The 15,238-nt window shown below is 65.6% G+C and carries 14 protein-coding genes; 10 read left to right on the top strand and 4 right to left on the bottom strand.

Features of this window, described 5'->3' with window-relative positions; all coding sequences use genetic code 11:
* Positions 1-153: 153 nt before the first annotated feature.
* The gene (locus I6F20_RS22680; protein ID WP_346276489.1) at positions 154-1,488 is read right to left on the bottom strand and encodes a TAXI family TRAP transporter solute-binding subunit; all 1,335 of its coding nucleotides are present in this window, start codon (positions 1,486-1,488) and stop codon (positions 154-156) included.
* A 268-nt stretch (positions 1,489-1,756) separates the two neighbouring features.
* Between I6F20_RS22680 and I6F20_RS22675 the strand changes: the two genes are divergently transcribed.
* Both I6F20_RS22675 and I6F20_RS22670 read left to right on the top strand, forming a co-directional pair.
* Positions 1,757-2,047, top strand: coding sequence for a 4a-hydroxytetrahydrobiopterin dehydratase (locus I6F20_RS22675; protein ID WP_036002826.1), 291 nt, complete (start codon positions 1,757-1,759; stop codon positions 2,045-2,047).
* Between the two features lie 114 nt (positions 2,048-2,161).
* Positions 2,162-2,548, top strand: a complete 387-nt coding sequence (locus I6F20_RS22670) for a YkvA family protein (protein WP_057025845.1) — start codon at positions 2,162-2,164, stop codon at positions 2,546-2,548.
* A gap of 172 nt (positions 2,549-2,720) precedes the next feature.
* On the opposite strand, the gene I6F20_RS22665 is transcribed toward I6F20_RS22670, so the two are convergent.
* Entirely contained in the window at positions 2,721-3,695 is a 975-nt protein-coding gene (locus tag I6F20_RS22665) for an NADPH:quinone oxidoreductase family protein (protein ID WP_036002812.1), read from the bottom strand.
* 254 nt (positions 3,696-3,949) lie between these two features.
* On the opposite strand from I6F20_RS22665, the gene I6F20_RS22660 reads away from it, so the two are divergent.
* The 7 genes from I6F20_RS22660 to I6F20_RS22630 all read left to right on the top strand — a co-directional run bounded on the left by I6F20_RS22660 (position 3,950) and on the right by I6F20_RS22630 (position 11,708).
* On the top strand, positions 3,950-4,789 hold the full coding sequence (locus I6F20_RS22660) for an SDR family oxidoreductase (RefSeq protein WP_225127902.1): 840 nt from the start codon (positions 3,950-3,952) through the stop codon (positions 4,787-4,789).
* Between the two features lie 116 nt (positions 4,790-4,905).
* Complete coding sequence (locus I6F20_RS22655; protein WP_225127900.1) at positions 4,906-5,574, top strand: invasion associated locus B family protein; 669 nt, start codon at positions 4,906-4,908, stop codon at positions 5,572-5,574.
* Positions 5,575-5,741: 167 nt separating this feature from the next.
* Positions 5,742-6,944 (top strand): dual-specificity RNA methyltransferase RlmN, encoded by a 1,203-nt coding sequence (gene rlmN / locus I6F20_RS22650; RefSeq protein ID WP_036024187.1) that lies wholly within the window; start codon positions 5,742-5,744, stop codon positions 6,942-6,944.
* 134 nt (positions 6,945-7,078) lie between these two features.
* Entirely contained in the window at positions 7,079-7,573 is a 495-nt protein-coding gene (locus I6F20_RS22645) for a hypothetical protein (RefSeq protein WP_036002806.1), read from the top strand.
* Positions 7,574-7,630: 57 nt separating this feature from the next.
* Positions 7,631-8,407, top strand: a complete 777-nt coding sequence (locus I6F20_RS22640; RefSeq protein WP_036002803.1) for a phosphatase PAP2 family protein — start codon at positions 7,631-7,633, stop codon at positions 8,405-8,407.
* A 91-nt stretch (positions 8,408-8,498) separates the two neighbouring features.
* On the top strand, positions 8,499-9,836 hold the full coding sequence (gene argG, locus I6F20_RS22635; protein WP_225127898.1) for an argininosuccinate synthase: 1,338 nt from the start codon (positions 8,499-8,501) through the stop codon (positions 9,834-9,836).
* 114 nt (positions 9,837-9,950) lie between these two features.
* A complete protein-coding gene (locus I6F20_RS22630) occupies positions 9,951-11,708 on the top strand; it encodes an alkaline phosphatase (RefSeq protein WP_225127897.1) in 1,758 nt (585 codons plus the stop codon).
* 91 nt (positions 11,709-11,799) lie between these two features.
* On the opposite strand, the gene I6F20_RS22625 is transcribed toward I6F20_RS22630, so the two are convergent.
* On the bottom strand, positions 11,800-12,420 hold the full coding sequence (locus I6F20_RS22625; protein WP_036002793.1) for a TetR/AcrR family transcriptional regulator: 621 nt from the start codon (positions 12,418-12,420) through the stop codon (positions 11,800-11,802).
* A 231-nt stretch (positions 12,421-12,651) separates the two neighbouring features.
* Here I6F20_RS22625 and I6F20_RS22620 point away from each other — a divergent pair, with 231 nt between their 5' ends.
* On the top strand, positions 12,652-13,608 hold the full coding sequence (locus I6F20_RS22620; protein ID WP_036002790.1) for a homocysteine S-methyltransferase family protein: 957 nt from the start codon (positions 12,652-12,654) through the stop codon (positions 13,606-13,608).
* A gap of 50 nt (positions 13,609-13,658) precedes the next feature.
* On the opposite strand, the gene I6F20_RS22615 is transcribed toward I6F20_RS22620, so the two are convergent.
* A partial coding sequence (locus I6F20_RS22615; RefSeq protein ID WP_225127895.1) for an OmpA family protein occupies positions 13,659-15,238 on the bottom strand: 1,580 nt, incomplete at its 5' end.

Below are 15,238 nucleotides of genomic sequence, written 5' to 3'. Positions count from 1 at the left end.
GTCATTCCGGGGCGCGCGTAGCGCGAACCCGGAATCCATGTCTCCCCGCGAATGCTGCGCAATGGATTCCGGGTTCGATGCTTCACATCGCCCCGGAATGACGTTGGGAGCTATATTGAGACAATGTGACGCAGCAATAACGCGCGCGGGCGCTCACGCGTTGCCGGCGGCCCGGAACTGCGCGCTGGCACGTTGCAGGTTCGGCGGCAGGCTGAACAGCACAGCCTTGCGGTCGGCGACGGCGGCGTGGAATTGGTCGAGTGCGATGTTGAAGGCGGTGAGCGCGGCTTCCTCGATCGCGCCGTGATCGAAGCAGCGCAGCGTGTCGCGCAGGATCTCGTCGGCCTCGGTCTGCATCTGGTCCAGCTCTTCGGTCGTCTCGCACTTGCGTGCCGCGGCGATCATGTCGAGCAGGCGTTCGCGCTGGTGATTGTTGTTGTCGCGCTCGTCCTTCTTCAGATAACCGGCGAACCAGGCGCCGACCGAGCCCATGGCCGAGAGCGCCATCAGGCTCCACCAGATGTAATCGCTGTACTTGTCGAGGAAGGTCTTCTCCTCGCCGTCGACGAAAGCGGCCGCACCCGGATGCACCGGGATCACTGCATCCTTGTCGGTGTCGGGCGTCTCGATCTTCGCCGCCAGCGGGAATTCCGTCACCAGTTGCTGGCGCACGGCGAAGAGCTGGCGCGTGAACGCTGCGATGTCGGCCTCGGACACGCCTTTGCGCGCTACGATGTGGTGCGCGAAGCTGATGGTCTTGACCTCGTCCTCGGGCCGGTCGGGCGAGCCGCCGTAGGTGCCGGCGGGGATCTCGCCCGCTTCATAGACTGGATGGTTTTGCGCGATCGCATCGGCGGAATCGATGGCGAGGAAGGTTGGCGTGCCGCCCTCCCTGACCGATGCCGAGATCGCGTCCGCCGTGATCTTGCTGTTGACCGGGCCTGCCGCGAGGTAGACGTCGGCCTTCTGCGCCTTGATCGCCTCGGCAACTTCATTGACGGGAAATTGCACGATCTCGACCTTTGCCGGGTCGACGCCGTATTGGTGCAGGATCACCTTGAGCAGATTGACGTTGGCCTGGGTGCGGCCGACGACCCCGACGCGATGGCCGGCGAGCTGCGCGATCTTGGTGATCTTCGCGCCCTTCTTCTTTCCTTTGGCGGGCACGGACCACAGCACCACGACGTTCTTGCGCAGGGTCGCGACAGCCTGCGCGTTCTTCGGCACGTCGAGATCGCCGCGCACGATGGCGAGATCGACCTTGCCTTCCGCGAGCGCATTGGCACTGGCGGTCGCGCCGTCGGTCTGGATCGGGCGCAGCCGCACATAGCTCTTGTGCTGCGCGAAGCCTTGCGTCAGCGCCTGCACGACCTTGACGTCGTCGCTGTTGGCGGGGCCGACCGCGATTCTGAGCGTCACGGGACGCATCGCGAAGTAATAGCCGCCGGCGACCACGCCGACGATCGCAAGCAGGAACGCCAGAGACACGAGCGCCGTCTTCCGCGCCGCGGATCGCGGCGAAGGCGGAGGGGGCGTTTCGGCCAGGTCCAATCCCCCGGTCATCGGTCTCCCAAGAGGCGCTTCAGGCTCGGTTTCATCTTGGCCGGCGATTTACGCCCGCAATTGTAGCAAATTTCTTGTCCGGCGGGGTTACATCTCCGTCATGGTTAGCGGATGGACGAAATTCCCGCGTGAACCCGGGCGTCGGCACGGTGTTAGGGTAAAGTTCCTCCGAAGGGTGGAGATGGAGATGGTGATGGCAGAACGGCTCTCGGCGGAGGCGCGCAGGCAGGCGCTGGGCGGACTATCCGGCTGGACTGACGTCCAAGGCCGCGACGCCATCGGAAAAACCTTTGTCTTCAAGGATTTCAACGAGGCGTTCGGCTTCATGACCCGCGCCGCGCTGGTCGCCGAGAAGATGGATCACCACCCCGAATGGCGCAACGTCTACAAGACGGTGGAGGTGGTGCTGTCGACCCACGACGCCGGCGGCGTCACCGCGCGCGACATGGCGCTCGCCAAGGCGATGAACGCCATCGCAGGCTGACACCAAGCAGACGTCTTGAAGCAGACGTCTTGCAGGGACCGGCTGCATCCCCATCTTGTGATCAGCCGGGATCGGGCGGTCCTCCGCCTCCCGCAGAACGGGGAGTGTTTGAGCATGGCTGCCGAGCACAGCGTTGGCTTCGAGCCGGCCGATCGGCTCGCGGAAGATCGCGAGAGCGTGCGCCGCCGCTTCTGGCGCAAGCTGAAGCGGGTCGCTGCGCATCTGCCGTTCGCGGAGGATCTACTTGCCGCCTATTACTGCGCGTTCGACCGGCAGACGCCGCGTCACGTCCAGGCTTCGCTGCTCGGTGCAATCGCCTATTTCGTCCTGCCGTTCGATTTCGTCGCGGACGTGATGCCTATGCTCGGCTTCGCCGATGACGCCGCCGTGCTCGCCACTGCCATCCGCATGGTTGCCGGCCACATCACGCACGAGCATCGCGAGGCCGCCCGCGCCGTGCTGAGGCGCGGCATAGATGAGGCGGACGTCGAGGCAGCGTAACAGTTTCGCCACGCTTCCGCTGTCATTCCCCGCGAAGGCGGGGAATCCAGTACGCCGCGGCCTCCCGGTTCAATCGCTGACGTCACGGAGTACTGGATCGCCCGCCTTCGCGGGCGATGACAGTGAGTGTGTGGTGTGCAGGTCGCGACAAACGCGTTTCCGTCTCGCATCCTCACGGATGCAAGATCACCTTGCCCATGGCCTGACGTCCCGCCAACACCTTCAACGCATCGGCCGTCTGCGCCAGCGGGAAGGTGCGGTCGACATGCGATGAGATCTTGCCTTCCGCGGTCCACTTCACCAGCTTCTCCAGATTGGCGCGGTTCTTGGCCGGGTTGAGCCGGGTCCAGGCGCCCCAGAACACGCCGCGGATGTCGCAGCCCTTCAGGAGCGCGAGGTTCAGCGGCATCTTGGGAATGTCGCCGGCGGCAAAGCCGATGACGAGGAAGCGGCCTTCCCATGCGATCGAGCGCAGCGCCTGTTCGGCGTAAGCACCACCAACGGGATCGAAGATGATGTCGACGCCCTTGCCGCCGGTGAGCTTGCGCAGGCCTTCCTTCAGATCTTCCTTGGCATAGTTCAGCGTCAGCTCGGCGCCGTGCGCCTTGGCGAATTCGAGCTTCTCGTCCGACGAGGCGCAGGCGATGACCTTCAAGCCCATCAGCTTGCCGAGCTCGCAGGCCGCAAGGCCGGTGCCGCCGGCCGCGCCCAGCACAGCGAGCGTCTCGCCCGGCTTGGGGCTGGCGCGATCTTCCAGCGCATGCAGCGCGGTGCCGTAGATGATGATGATGCCGGCCGCGCGGTCGTAGTCGAGATTGTCGGGGATCTTCACGATCGATGCCGCCGGCAGCGCGATCTTCTCGCGTGCGCCGTTGTGGCCGCAGGAGGCGACCACGCGATCGCCGACCTTGAGATCAGTGACACCAGCGCCGATGCTCTCGATCACGCCCGCAACTTCCGCGGCCGGCGAGAACGGGAACGGCGGCTTGATCTGGTACTTGCCCTGGATCATCAGGATGTCGAAGAAATTCAGCGCCGCCGCCTTGATCGCGATCACGGCTTCGCCGGGCCCCGCCACCGGATCGGGCACCTCAGTCAGGACGAGGTCGTCGGGCTGGCAATATTGCGAGCAGAGGATGGCTTTCATGGCGGCACCTTGAGGGCGTTTCGGGTGGAATTATAGTTTGGCCGTTTCTGCCGGATTTAGGCAGTGGCGACAATCCGGATTCTTTGTCTGGGGTCAGCGACGGCCTATCCTCCGTCGTTGCGAGCGCAGCGAAGCAATCCAGAGTCCGTCCTGCGGAATAGTCTGAATTGCTTCGCGAAGCCCGTCATCGGGCCGCGCTTCGCGCGGACCCGGTGGCTCGCAATGACGAAATCCGCGGAGAAAGGATTCAAACGATGTTTGAAACAAGCCTGCTGAAGAACAAGCGCATCCTCATTACCGGGGGTGGTTCGGGTCTCGGCGCTGCGATGGGGCGTCGCTTCCTCGCGCTCGGCGCCGAGCTCGTGATCTGCGGCCGCAAGCTCGAGCGGCTCGAGGCGACGGCGCGCGAGATGCGCGACGAGATCGGCGGCACGGTCATCACCATCGCCTGCGATATCCGCGACGGTGCGGCGGTCGACGGCATGATGGATGCGATCTGGCGCGAGGCGCCGCTCGACATCCTCGTCAACAATGCCGCTGCCACCTTCATCGCACAGAGCGAGCATCTCTCCTTCCGCGCCGCGGACGCGATCCTGGCGCCGACACTGCATGGCGCGATGTATTGCACGCTCGCCGCCGGCAGGCGCTGGATCGAGGCTAACCATCGCGGCGTCGTGCTGTCGATCCTCTCGACCTCCACCATTACCGGCCGCGCCTTCACCGTTCCCTCGGCGATGGCGAAATCCGCACTGCTGGCGATGACCAGGAGTCTTGCGGTGGAATGGGGCCCGAAGGGCATCCGGACCGTGGCGATCGCGCCGGGCCCGTTTCCGACCGCAGGGGCCACCGGGCAGCTCCGTCCCGAAGGCCGCGACGAAGGCTGGACCTCGCGCAATCCGCTCGGCCGCACCGGCGAGCACGGCGAGCTCGCCGATCTCGCCAGCTTCCTGGTCTCGGATCACGCCGCCTACATCAATGGCGAGATGGTGGTGATCGACGGTGGCGCGCATCTGCGCAGTTCCGGCGCCGAGGATTTGCTCGGCTGGACCGAGGCGCAATGGGCCGCGCAACGCGCCGCCCGATCCAGGGCCTAGCCGCCGAAGATACCGCTAACTGCCTTCCCAAATTGAACTTTCCCGGCTATCCCTGCCCGGGGACAAAGCGCGCTCGGGCCATCTTCCAGTCACAATATTGAGGGAACCAACGCGGCATGTGGCGGGTGCTGATTTTAGCTTTGATGACTGGCGTGGCGGCCGGGGGAATCGCCGTGTCTGCGCGGGCGCAGACGGCGCAACCGACGCCCAAGTCCAGTCCAGCTCCAAAAGAGGCGGCACCGAAGCCGGCGGCGCCGCCGGGCAACACCAACGCAAAGGCGGCCCCGAAGCCCGAGAGCAAGCCGGCGGCCCCGGCTGCGGCCGTTGCGGGGGGCGCGGAGCCGACCCTGATCGGGCAGTTCGGCACCTGGGGTGCCTATTCGGCGACGCCGAACGGCAAGAAGGTCTGCTTCGCGCTGGCCAAGCCGTCATCGTCGAAGACCAATCCGCCGAACCGGCCGCGCGATCCCGCCTATGCCTTCGTCTCGACCCGGCCGGCCGAGAAGGTCAATAACGAAGTCTCGGTCATGATCGGCTATGCGCTGAAGCCGGGCTCGGAATCGACCGCCGAGGTCGGCGGCGCCTCCTTCGCCATGTACACGCAGGGCGACGGGCTCTGGATCAAGAACGCGGCCGAGGAGGAGCGGATGGTCGAAGCCATGCGCAAATCCGCCGATCTCGTCGTCAAGGGCGTCTCGGCCAAGGGGACCGAGACGACCGACACCTTCTCGCTGAAGGGCCTCGCCCAGGCGCTCGACAAGATCGCGCAGGATTGCCGGCGTTAAGACTGCGGGCGATAAGGTCGCAATCGGCGGTTCCGGTTGCTATATAGGGGCCGTTCCAAGTTTTTCCGTCATTCCGGGATGGTCCGAAGGACCAGACCCGGAATCTCGAGGTTCCAGGTTCGACGCTTCGCGCCGCCCCGGAACGACCACGTAATCAGGTCCATTCAATGCAACCGACGACCGAGCCGCACAACGGCCTCCTGGTGGAGAAGACCCCGCTCGAAACCTATGTGCCGCCGGCCAAGCCGTCGCTGATCGGCCTGTCGCGCACCGAGCTTGCCGATCGGCTCGGCGAGATCGGTGTCGCGCCGGCCCAGCGCAAGATGCGGGTGCAGCAGCTGTGGCACTGGATCTATTTCCGCGGCGCCCAGAGCTTCGACGAGATGAGCTCGATCTCCAAGGGCATCCGCGCCGAGCTCGCCCAGCATTTCACCGTCGACCGGCCGGAAGTCGTGGCCGAGCAGATCTCCAACGACGGCACCCGCAAATGGCTGTTGCGCCTGCCGAGCGGCGATAATGTTCAGAAGGCGCATGAAGTCGAATGCGTCTACATCCCCGAGACCGACCGCGGCACGCTCTGCGTTTCCTCGCAGGTCGGCTGCACGCTCAATTGCGCCTTCTGCCACACCGGCACCCAGCGCCTGGTGCGCAATCTCACCGCCGGCGAGATCGTCGGGCAGGTGATGGTCGCGCGCGATCGTTTGAATGACTGGGCCGATCGCGAGGACGGCACGCGCCGCGTCACCAACATCGTGATGATGGGCATGGGCGAGCCGCTCTACAATTTCGACGCGGTGCGCGATGCGCTTCTGATCGTCGGCGACAACGAAGGCATCGGCATCTCCCGCCGCCGTATCACGTTGTCGACCTCGGGCGTGGTGCCGAACATCGTGCGCGCCGGCGAGGAGATCGGCGTCATGCTCGCGATTTCGCTGCACGCGGTGCGCGACGAGCTGCGCAACGAGCTGGTGCCGCTCAACCGCAAATATCCGATCAAGGAGCTGCTGCAGGCCTGCCGCGACTATCCCGGTGCCTCCAACGCGCGCCGCATCACCTTCGAATATGTGATGCTCAAGGGCGTCAACGATTCGCTCGACGATGCCAAGCTGCTGGTGAAGATGCTCAAGGGCATTCCGGCCAAGATCAACCTGATCCCGTTCAATCCCTGGCCCGGCACCGCTTATGAATGCTCGGACTGGGACCAGATCGAAAAGTTCTCCGAATACATCTTCAACGCCGGCTATTCCTCGCCGGTGCGCACCCCGCGCGGCCGCGACATCCTCGCCGCCTGCGGCCAGCTCAAGTCGGAGACGGAAAAGCTCTCGGCGCGCGAGCGCCAGGCGCTGCGCGCCATGGCGATGACGGATTAGTGTGTCATGCCCGTGCTCTCGCCTCCTCGTCATTGCGAGGAGCGTAGCGACGAAGCAATCCAGACCGTCTCCGCGGACGTATGTCTCGATTGCTTCGCTCCGCTCGCAATGACGACAATCGGGACTTCTTCGTCATGTCCCTGATCGGGCGCCTCGTCGTCATCTTCATCGGCTTCCTCGCCGCCTGCTTTGTCGGCGGCATGATCGTCGTCGTCGCGCTGCTGTTTCCGGAATTCGCCGATCTCGGCGCCGGTCCGGTCGACCAGGGCACGATCGACATCCTGCTCGGCTTCGGCTTCATCTTCGTGTCCGGCTTTGCGGTGGTGCCGGCGGCGGTGATCGTCGCGATCACCGAAGCGCTCTATATCCGCAGTGCGATCGCCTATGCCGTCGGCGGCGGCCTTGTCGGGCTCGCCTGCTATCTCGGCCTCGTCCCGTTCCATTCCGACACGTTGCAGTTTGAGGGCATCGTCCGGCGTCACCTGGAGATCATGACGGGCGCGGGCATTGTTGCCGGCTTCGTCTACTGGCTGATCGCCGGCCGTAACGCCGGCGCCTGGCGCATCCCGCCGCCCCCGCGGAAACCACCGCCGCCATTGCCGGCGAATTCAAGGCCGGGCCCGCGGTGAGTTTCCTACCCTCCCCTGGGGTTTCCATCCCCGCCCCACTCCGCTAAACCGCGCGCCATGAACAGGACTGGACTCTTCATCGCCCTGGCGCTGTGGCTCGTGATCGGCGTCGTCTTCGGCCTCTATCCCGAGCTCGACCTCAAGCTCGCTTCGCTGTTCTTCGACGCGGAGACCAAGACGTTTCCGCTCAAGCTGAACGGGTGGGCCGGCTTTGCGCGCGATGCGGCGATGTGGATCGCCTGGGCCTTCGCCCTTCCCTCGATCGTCGCGCTCGTGGTCAAGATGATCCGGCCCGACCGGCCGCTGATGGTGCCGGGGCGTACGGTCATCTTCCTGCTGGTGACGATGACCATGTCGGCCGGTATTTTGACCAACCTGACGTTCAAGAATTATTGGGGCCGTCCGCGTCCGGTGGTGGTGACCGAGTTTGCCGGCGATCAGCAATTCGTGCCGTGGTGGGATCCGCGCGGCACTTGCGGGCGCAATTGCTCGTTCTTCTCCGGCGAAGGCGCGACGGCGTTCTGGACGCTGGCGCCGGCCGCGCTGGCGCCGCCGGCGTGGCGGCCGCTCGCCTATGCCGCCGCCGTGGTGTTCGGCGCCTTGACCAGCGCCCTGCGCATGGCCTTCGGCGGGCACTTTTTCACGGACGTGTCGATCGCCGGCCTCGTCACCTTCGTCGTGATCTGGTTCGCCTACGCGCTGATTTACCGCTGGCCGCGGACGCGGTTCTCGGACGAAGCGGTGGATGCCGCCCTGACCCGGTTGAACATGCCCGCCTACCGGCTCCGCCAGCGCCTGTTCGGCCGCAAGACCGGCCCCGAGCCCTCGGTTTGAGCTATTAAAGGGGTGCCGAGCCCCGCGAAATTTGATATTCGCGCGGTCGAACGCACCCATCACATCAGCTTGAGACCCGATTGGAAGCCCCATGACCACGATCCTGAAAAGCCTGCCCAAGGGTGAGAAAGTCGGCATCGCTTTTTCGGGCGGCCTCGACACCTCTGCGGCGCTGCTCTGGATGAAGCAGAAGGGGGCGCGCTGCTACGCCTACACCGCCAATCTCGGTCAGCCGGATGAAGCCGACTACAACGAGATCCCGCGCAAGGCGATGGAGTTCGGTGCCGAGAACGCGCGGCTCGTCGATTGCCGCACGCAGCTGGTTCACGAGGGCATAGCCGCGATCCAGTCCGGCGCCTTCCATATCTCGACCGGCGGCATCACCTATTTTAACACCACGCCGCTCGGGCGCGCCGTCACCGGCACGATGCTGGTCGCAGCGATGAAGGAAGACGGTGTCAACATCTGGGGCGACGGCTCGACCTTCAAGGGCAACGACATCGAGCGCTTCTACCGCTACGGCCTGCTCACCAATCCCGACTTGAAGATCTACAAGCCCTGGCTCGACCAGCAGTTCATCGACGAGCTCGGCGGCCGCGCCGAGATGTCGGCGTTCATGACCGCGCAAGGCTTCGCCTACAAGATGAGTGCGGAGAAGGCGTATTCGACCGACAGCAATCTGCTCGGCGCCACGCACGAGGCGAAGGATCTCGAAAGCCTCGACAGCGGCATCAAGATCGTCAACCCGATCATGGGCGTCCCGTTCTGGCGCGACGACTGCAATGTCAAGGCCGAGAAGGTCGTGGTGCGCTTCGAGGAAGGACAGCCGACCGCGCTCAACGGCCAGACCTTCTCCGATCCGGTCGCGCTGTTCCTCGAAGCCAACGCGATCGGCGGCCGTCACGGCCTCGGCATGAGCGATCAGATCGAGAACCGCATCATCGAGGCCAAGAGCCGCGGCATCTATGAGGCGCCTGGCATGGCGCTGCTGCACATTGCCTATGAGCGCCTCGTCACCGGCATCCACAACGAGGACACGATCGAGCAGTACCGCGTCAGCGGCATGCGCCTGGGACGCCTGCTCTATCAGGGCCGCTGGTTCGATTCGCAGGCGTTGATGCTGCGCGAGACCGCACAGCGCTGGGTCGCCCGCGCCGTCACCGGCCAAGTCACGCTCGAGCTGCGCCGGGGCAACGATTATTCGATCCTCAACACCGAGAGCCCCAACCTTACCTATGCGCCGGAGCGGCTGAGCATGGAGAAGGTGGAGGACGCCGCCTTCACGCCGGCCGACCGCATCGGCCAGCTCACCATGCGCAACCTCGACATCGCCGACACCCGCACCAAGCTCGGTCTCTATTCGAAGACCGGCCTGTTGTCGGGCAGCGAAGGCTCGCAGATCTTCCGGCTCGAGAGCGATAAGGGCTGAGGCTTTCCGGAGCCCGGATTGCGCTTCGCTCCATCCGCGCTCCGAGCTTAATGACGCTGTCATTCTCGACCGCTACGCTTCCACTGTTGGAAACGGGATTGCGGAGCATCGCACATGGTCAGGGGATCGGCACTCGCCTCTCTCATTGTTCTCTGTTGGGCATCATCATCGTCGGCGCAGACGATCTATCCGATCGACCGCGCCGAGATCCTGGCGGGAGCCAAGTTCGACTTCAAGGTCGAGCTCCCGGGGCTGGTCGATCCCGCCAAGTTGAAGGTGACGGTGAACGGCGCCGATTACGCGGCCGCGTTCGGCCGCTCCGGAACCTTCGTCGAGCGCGAGGACGGCAAGGAGCAGTCGGCCCTGATCATGCGCGACGTCACGCTGTCCACGCCCGGCAGCGTTGCCGTCGAGGTAAGCGACGGCACACGCCAGCGCAGCGTCACATGGACGGTCTACGACACCGGCCCGCGCAAGGCGAAGAACGTCATCCTGTTCATCGGCGATGGCATGTCGCCGGCGCATCGGGTCGCCGCGCGAATCCTGTCCAAGGGCATTTCGGAAGGCAAGAGCCGCGGCAAGCTCGCCATCGACGACATGCCCCATATGGCGCTGGTGGCAACCGCCGGCTCGGACTCGATCATCACGGATTCCGCGAACTCGGCGAGCGCCTATGCGACCGGGCACAAGAGCGCCGTCAATGCCCTCGGCGTCTACGCTGACCGTAGCGCAAGCCCGCTCGACGATCCCAAGGTCGAAACCATCACCAGCCTCGCCAAAAGACGGCTCGGCATGGCGATCGGTGTCGTCACCAATACCGAGATCGAAGACGCGACGCCGGCGGCGATGGTCGCGCACACCCGCCGCCGCGCCGCCTATGACGACATCGTCGAGCAGTTCTTCGCGGCAAAGCCGGATGTGATGATGGGCGGCGGCAGCGCAAATTTTCTGCCGAAGTCGGCTGCCGGCTCCAAGCGCAAGGACGAGACCGACTACATCGCGAAGTTTCGCGATGCCGGTTATCAGGTGGCGACCACCGCGGGCGAGCTCAGCGCCTCTGCCGCCAAGCAGGAGACGAGCAAGCTGCTCGGCCTGTTCGCCACCGGCAACATGGACGGCGCGCTCGACCGCAAATTCCTCAAGGGCGGCGGCGTCAAGAAATTCCCCGAGCAGCCTGATCTGACCGAGCAGGTGCAGGCGGCGTTGAAAATCCTCTCGAAGAACGAAGCCGGCTTCTTCCTGATGGTCGAATCCGGAATGATCGACAAATACGCACATTTGCTCGACATGGAGCGTGCCGTCTACGACACGATCATGCTCGACAACGCGGTGCGTCAGACGCGCGAATGGGCGCGCGCCCGCGGCGACGACACCCTCATCCTGGTGCTGGCCGATCACAATCACCCCAACAGCCTGGTCGGCACAGTGAATGACGACATGGCCACCGTGCCCAACGTTCCCTTACGCGAGCGCGTCGGGGTTTACGACAAGGCCGGATTTCCGAACTATCCGGCCCCAGACGCGGAAGGCTACCCGTCACGCATCGACGTGAGCCGCCGGCTTGCCATCTTCTCGGCGAGCCTGCCCGATCATTACGAGACGTTCCGTCCGAAGCTCGACAATCCCAACGAGCCGACCGTCAAGGCCGGCGACGACGGCACCTTCAAGGCCAACGACAAATACAAGGAGGTCCCGGGCGCGGTGCTGCGCCCCGGCAATCTGTCGTCGCTGGTCGGCGCCAGCGTGCATTCGGGCGAGGACGTCATTGTCACGGCGGCGGGCCCGGGGAGCGAGCGCGTGCACGGCTCGATGGACAATACCGAAGTGTTCCGTGTCATGGCCGATGCGCTGGGATTGGCTGCGCGAGAATGATGGGGCGACTGCCAACCTGGGCCCAATCACATTCCTGCCGCAGGCGAGCGCGGCAGGCCGGGCCGCCCTGGTCCGCTCACGTTCCATCAATTCACGACGAGTGAGGCGGCGTGAAGACCAGCTTCACGCAGCTGCGGAAGAGCAGGATCTGTCGCTCCAGCCGCTTCGGGTCGTTGAGCGTCTTCGACATGATGATTGCGCCGTCGACCACGCACGAGATCATCTCCGCGAGATCGTCGAGATCGATCGGCTCGCGGGGCGGATAGATGGCGGCGATGCCGTCGAGAATCTCGCGGAAGTGCGCATTCCAGCTCCGGACCGATTGCGCGGTTAGATCGCGAACATCGCGGTCGAACAGGCGCTCCTGATAGCAGATGCTTGCGATCAGGCAGCCGGGATGGCCGTTCGGCAGATCGGCCATGACTTCGGCGAGTAGTTTCAGCGAGATCAGGAACGACTGCAGCGGGTCGTCGGAGAGCTCGCGTCCGCGCCTGAAGATCTCGTCGAACAGGCGGTCATTCGTATCCACGTAGCGACGCAGCATCTCCCGTGCGAGCGCGTTCTTGTCCCTGAAGTGATAGAAGAACCCGCTCTTGGTCAGTCCGGCCTCGGCAATGACCTCCTCGATCGAGGTGGCGCCGAAGCCCTTTGCAAGCACCGCCGCTTCCGCGATCTCCAGAATGCGCTCGCGCGTCGCTTCGCCCTTTCCCATCGATGTCTCCAGAACTGTACCGACGGTGCGGAAATTGGTTCTTGGGGCTAAGGCCCACTCCGCGTGACTCGTGCAAATCATTGATTTGTCTCCGCTTGCGGGTGGAAGTTCAGCCGCACCACGGGGCTTCTAGAGCGACGCGACATTATGCGGCACCAAATGCCGCGACCGAACACGGGCCTAGCGCGACCGAGTGAAGAGAGCGGGCCCGTCCAAATGATGGAGCGATCGATGGCCAGATACAGACATGGTCTGCCGCAGCGCGGCGGCGGCATTTTCCTGACCGACGGCGGCATGGAAACAACCCTCATCTTTCAGCACGGGCTGGAGCTGCCCCACTTTGCGGCATTCGTGCTGCTCGACAGCGCGGATGGCCGCGCGCATTTGAGGCAGTACTACGAAGCCTACCTGCGTATCGCGCGGCAGCATGGGCTCGGCTTTGTCCTCGACAGTCCGACCTGGCGCGCCAACCCCGATTGGGGCGCCAAGCTCGGCTATGATGCGGCCAGGCTTAAGGCCATCAACATGCGCGCCATCCGCTTCCTCGACGAGTTGCGCGGCGTCTGGGAGTTGCCCGGCACGCCTTGCGTCATCAATGGCGCGATCGGTCCGCGAGGCGACGGCTACAAGGCCGGCAACATGGACGCGGCGGAGGCGGAAACCTACCACTCAGGCCAGATTGCGGCCTTCGCCGAGGCGGGCGCCGACATGGTGACTGCATTCACGCTGAACAGCATCAACGAAGCCGTGGGCGTGGTCCGTGCAGCCAAGAGGCAGGACATTCCGGTCGCCATCTCTTTCACGGTCGAAACCGATGGCCGCCTCGTCCGGGGAGAGTCGCTGCGCGAGGCGATCGAGGCGGTCGACGACGCAACTGAACGTGCCTGCGAATACTTCCTGATCAATTGCGCGCACCCAACTCACTTCGAGAGTGCACTCGCCGCAGGCGAGGCGTGGGTGCAGCGCATCCACGGCATCAGAGCCAATGCATCGGTCAAGAGCCATGCCGAGCTCGACGAATCGGAGGCGCTGGACAGTGGTGATCCCCAAGATCTCGGCCGCCGCTACCATTTGCTCAGGCGCGCATTCCCCGGCATGCGCATTCTCGGCGGCTGTTGCGGCACCGATCACCGGCATGTTGCCGCCGTTTGCGAGGCATGCCTGCCATCGGAAGCAATGACGGCGTGACAAGAAAAATGGCCGGGATCGCTCCCGGCCATTGTCTTCTTGCGAAGGTCTTACTGGCGCGGCGGAGGCGCCGCGTTGGCCTGGTCGCCGTTGAGCAACGGCGTGATGCGACGGACGGTGACGCGCCGGTTGATCAGGCTCGCGCCTTGCGTCTGCTCCTTCAGATACTGCTCGCCATAGCCCTGCGACGTCAGGTTCTCCGCGGGCACACTGAATTGCTGCGTCAGCAATTCGGCTGCGGCCTGCGCGCGGCGATCCGACAGCGACAGATTGTCGACCTCGTTGCCGACCGCATCGGTGTGGCCCTCGATCAGGAACACCTCCTGCGGGTTGGCCTGGAGCGCCTGGTTGATGCCGTCGGCGATCACTTGCAGCCGCGCCGCCTGATCCGGCGGAATGGTCCACGATCCGGTCTCGAAGTTGATCGTGTTGACGTCGATGCTCGGCATCTGCATGCGAACATTCGGGCTGTAGCGGATCTCGTCGAGCGAGTAGCGCCGGTCGATCCGCTGCACCGGCGGAGCCCGCATCGTTTCGTAGATCACCTGCGGCGGCGCCTCCTGGGCGTCGACGATGTAGCGATCGTAGGGAATGTTGACCACCGGCGGCGGCACGTCGACGTAGAAGCCGCCGACCGCCCGCGGATCGCGGTAGGTGTTGTCGATGATCACGATCTCGCGTCCGCGCGGGTCCCGGCGGATACGACGCAGCAGCGAGCCGTCCGGCCCGACCACGGTGATCACCTCGCTGCCGTCGGGACGGATCACGACGGTGCGGGTTTCGCCGCCGACGGTGTCGGTGCGGATGTCGCGGGCGCCATAGCGGAAGCGATAGAGATCGTTGCCGCGGACGTAAGCCTGCCCGCCCGGATCGCGGATGATGATGCGGTCCGGCTCGGTGTAGACGGTGCGGCCGCCTTCGACGACCTCGCGCCGCTGGTTATGGATATCGGCGATGGTGGCGCCGATCACGGCGCCGGCCACCACGCCCGCGCCGATCGCGAGCGGCGTCAGGTCACGCTGCTGCGGACGCGGCGGCGGCGGCAGGGGCGCGGCGACTGTCGGCGCGGCGCGGAAAGCCGGCGCGACCGTCGGCGGTCTGTATTGTGCCCGGTCGGGCGGCGGCGCTGCGGCCGGCGTGCCGGGCACCACGGTCGGAGCCGCGGCGCCGGCCGGAGGTGCCGGCGGCCGGGCGGGCGCACCAGCCTGCGGCGGCGCAGCCGGAGTCCCGGCGGCGGGCGCGCCGGCAGGAGGCGTTCCACCCCGCTGCCCCGGGGCTGGCGTCGCTGTCGGGGCCGGGGTTGCGCCGGGCGCGGGCGTTGCCGACCCCGGACGTCCGGGCGGCGGGGGTGGCGGCGTGCTGCCGGGCGCGGGCGTTGCCGTTGGAGCGGGCGTGGCGCCGGGTGCGGGTGATCCCGGCGGGGGCGGCGGCGCGCCAGGACGTACGCCGGGCGGAGGTGCGCCGGGGCGACCAGCCGGCGGTGCGCCGGGCGTGCTGCCGGGAGCCGGCGTTGCGGTTGGCGCAGGTGGCGTCGTCGGTGTTGGTGTCGCCGTTGGAGCCGGCGTGACTGCCGGCGCAGGCGCGCCGGGGCGGGCCGGGGGCGCGGCTGTCGGAGCAGGCGGTGTTGCCG

This window comes from Bradyrhizobium sp. IC3123, from assembly GCF_020193625.1.
Taxonomy (GTDB): domain Bacteria; phylum Pseudomonadota; class Alphaproteobacteria; order Rhizobiales; family Xanthobacteraceae; genus Bradyrhizobium; species Bradyrhizobium yuanmingense.
This window is presented reverse-complemented; position numbering and strand designations above follow the sequence as displayed.

Excerpts from the sequence above, each read along its gene's own strand:
- I6F20_RS22625 (WP_036002793.1), bottom strand. The coding sequence starts at position 12,420 with ATGGGAAAGGGCGAAGCGACGCGCGAGCGCATTCTGGAGATCGCGGAA.
- I6F20_RS22640 (WP_036002803.1), top strand. The coding sequence starts at position 7,631 with ATGAACAGGACTGGACTCTTCATCGCCCTGGCGCTGTGGCTCGTGATC.
- I6F20_RS22665 (WP_036002812.1), bottom strand. The coding sequence starts at position 3,695 with ATGAAAGCCATCCTCTGCTCGCAATATTGCCAGCCCGACGACCTCGTC.
- argG (WP_225127898.1), top strand. The coding sequence starts at position 8,499 with ATGACCACGATCCTGAAAAGCCTGCCCAAGGGTGAGAAAGTCGGCATC.
- I6F20_RS22670 (WP_057025845.1), top strand. The coding sequence starts at position 2,162 with ATGGCTGCCGAGCACAGCGTTGGCTTCGAGCCGGCCGATCGGCTCGCG.
- I6F20_RS22675 (WP_036002826.1), top strand. The coding sequence starts at position 1,757 with ATGGCAGAACGGCTCTCGGCGGAGGCGCGCAGGCAGGCGCTGGGCGGA.
- I6F20_RS22630 (WP_225127897.1), top strand. The coding sequence starts at position 9,951 with ATGGTCAGGGGATCGGCACTCGCCTCTCTCATTGTTCTCTGTTGGGCA.
- I6F20_RS22620 (WP_036002790.1), top strand. The coding sequence starts at position 12,652 with ATGGCCAGATACAGACATGGTCTGCCGCAGCGCGGCGGCGGCATTTTC.
- I6F20_RS22660 (WP_225127902.1), top strand. The coding sequence starts at position 3,950 with ATGTTTGAAACAAGCCTGCTGAAGAACAAGCGCATCCTCATTACCGGG.
- I6F20_RS22655 (WP_225127900.1), top strand. The coding sequence starts at position 4,906 with ATGTGGCGGGTGCTGATTTTAGCTTTGATGACTGGCGTGGCGGCCGGG.
- rlmN (WP_036024187.1), top strand. The coding sequence starts at position 5,742 with ATGCAACCGACGACCGAGCCGCACAACGGCCTCCTGGTGGAGAAGACC.
- I6F20_RS22645 (WP_036002806.1), top strand. The coding sequence starts at position 7,079 with ATGTCCCTGATCGGGCGCCTCGTCGTCATCTTCATCGGCTTCCTCGCC.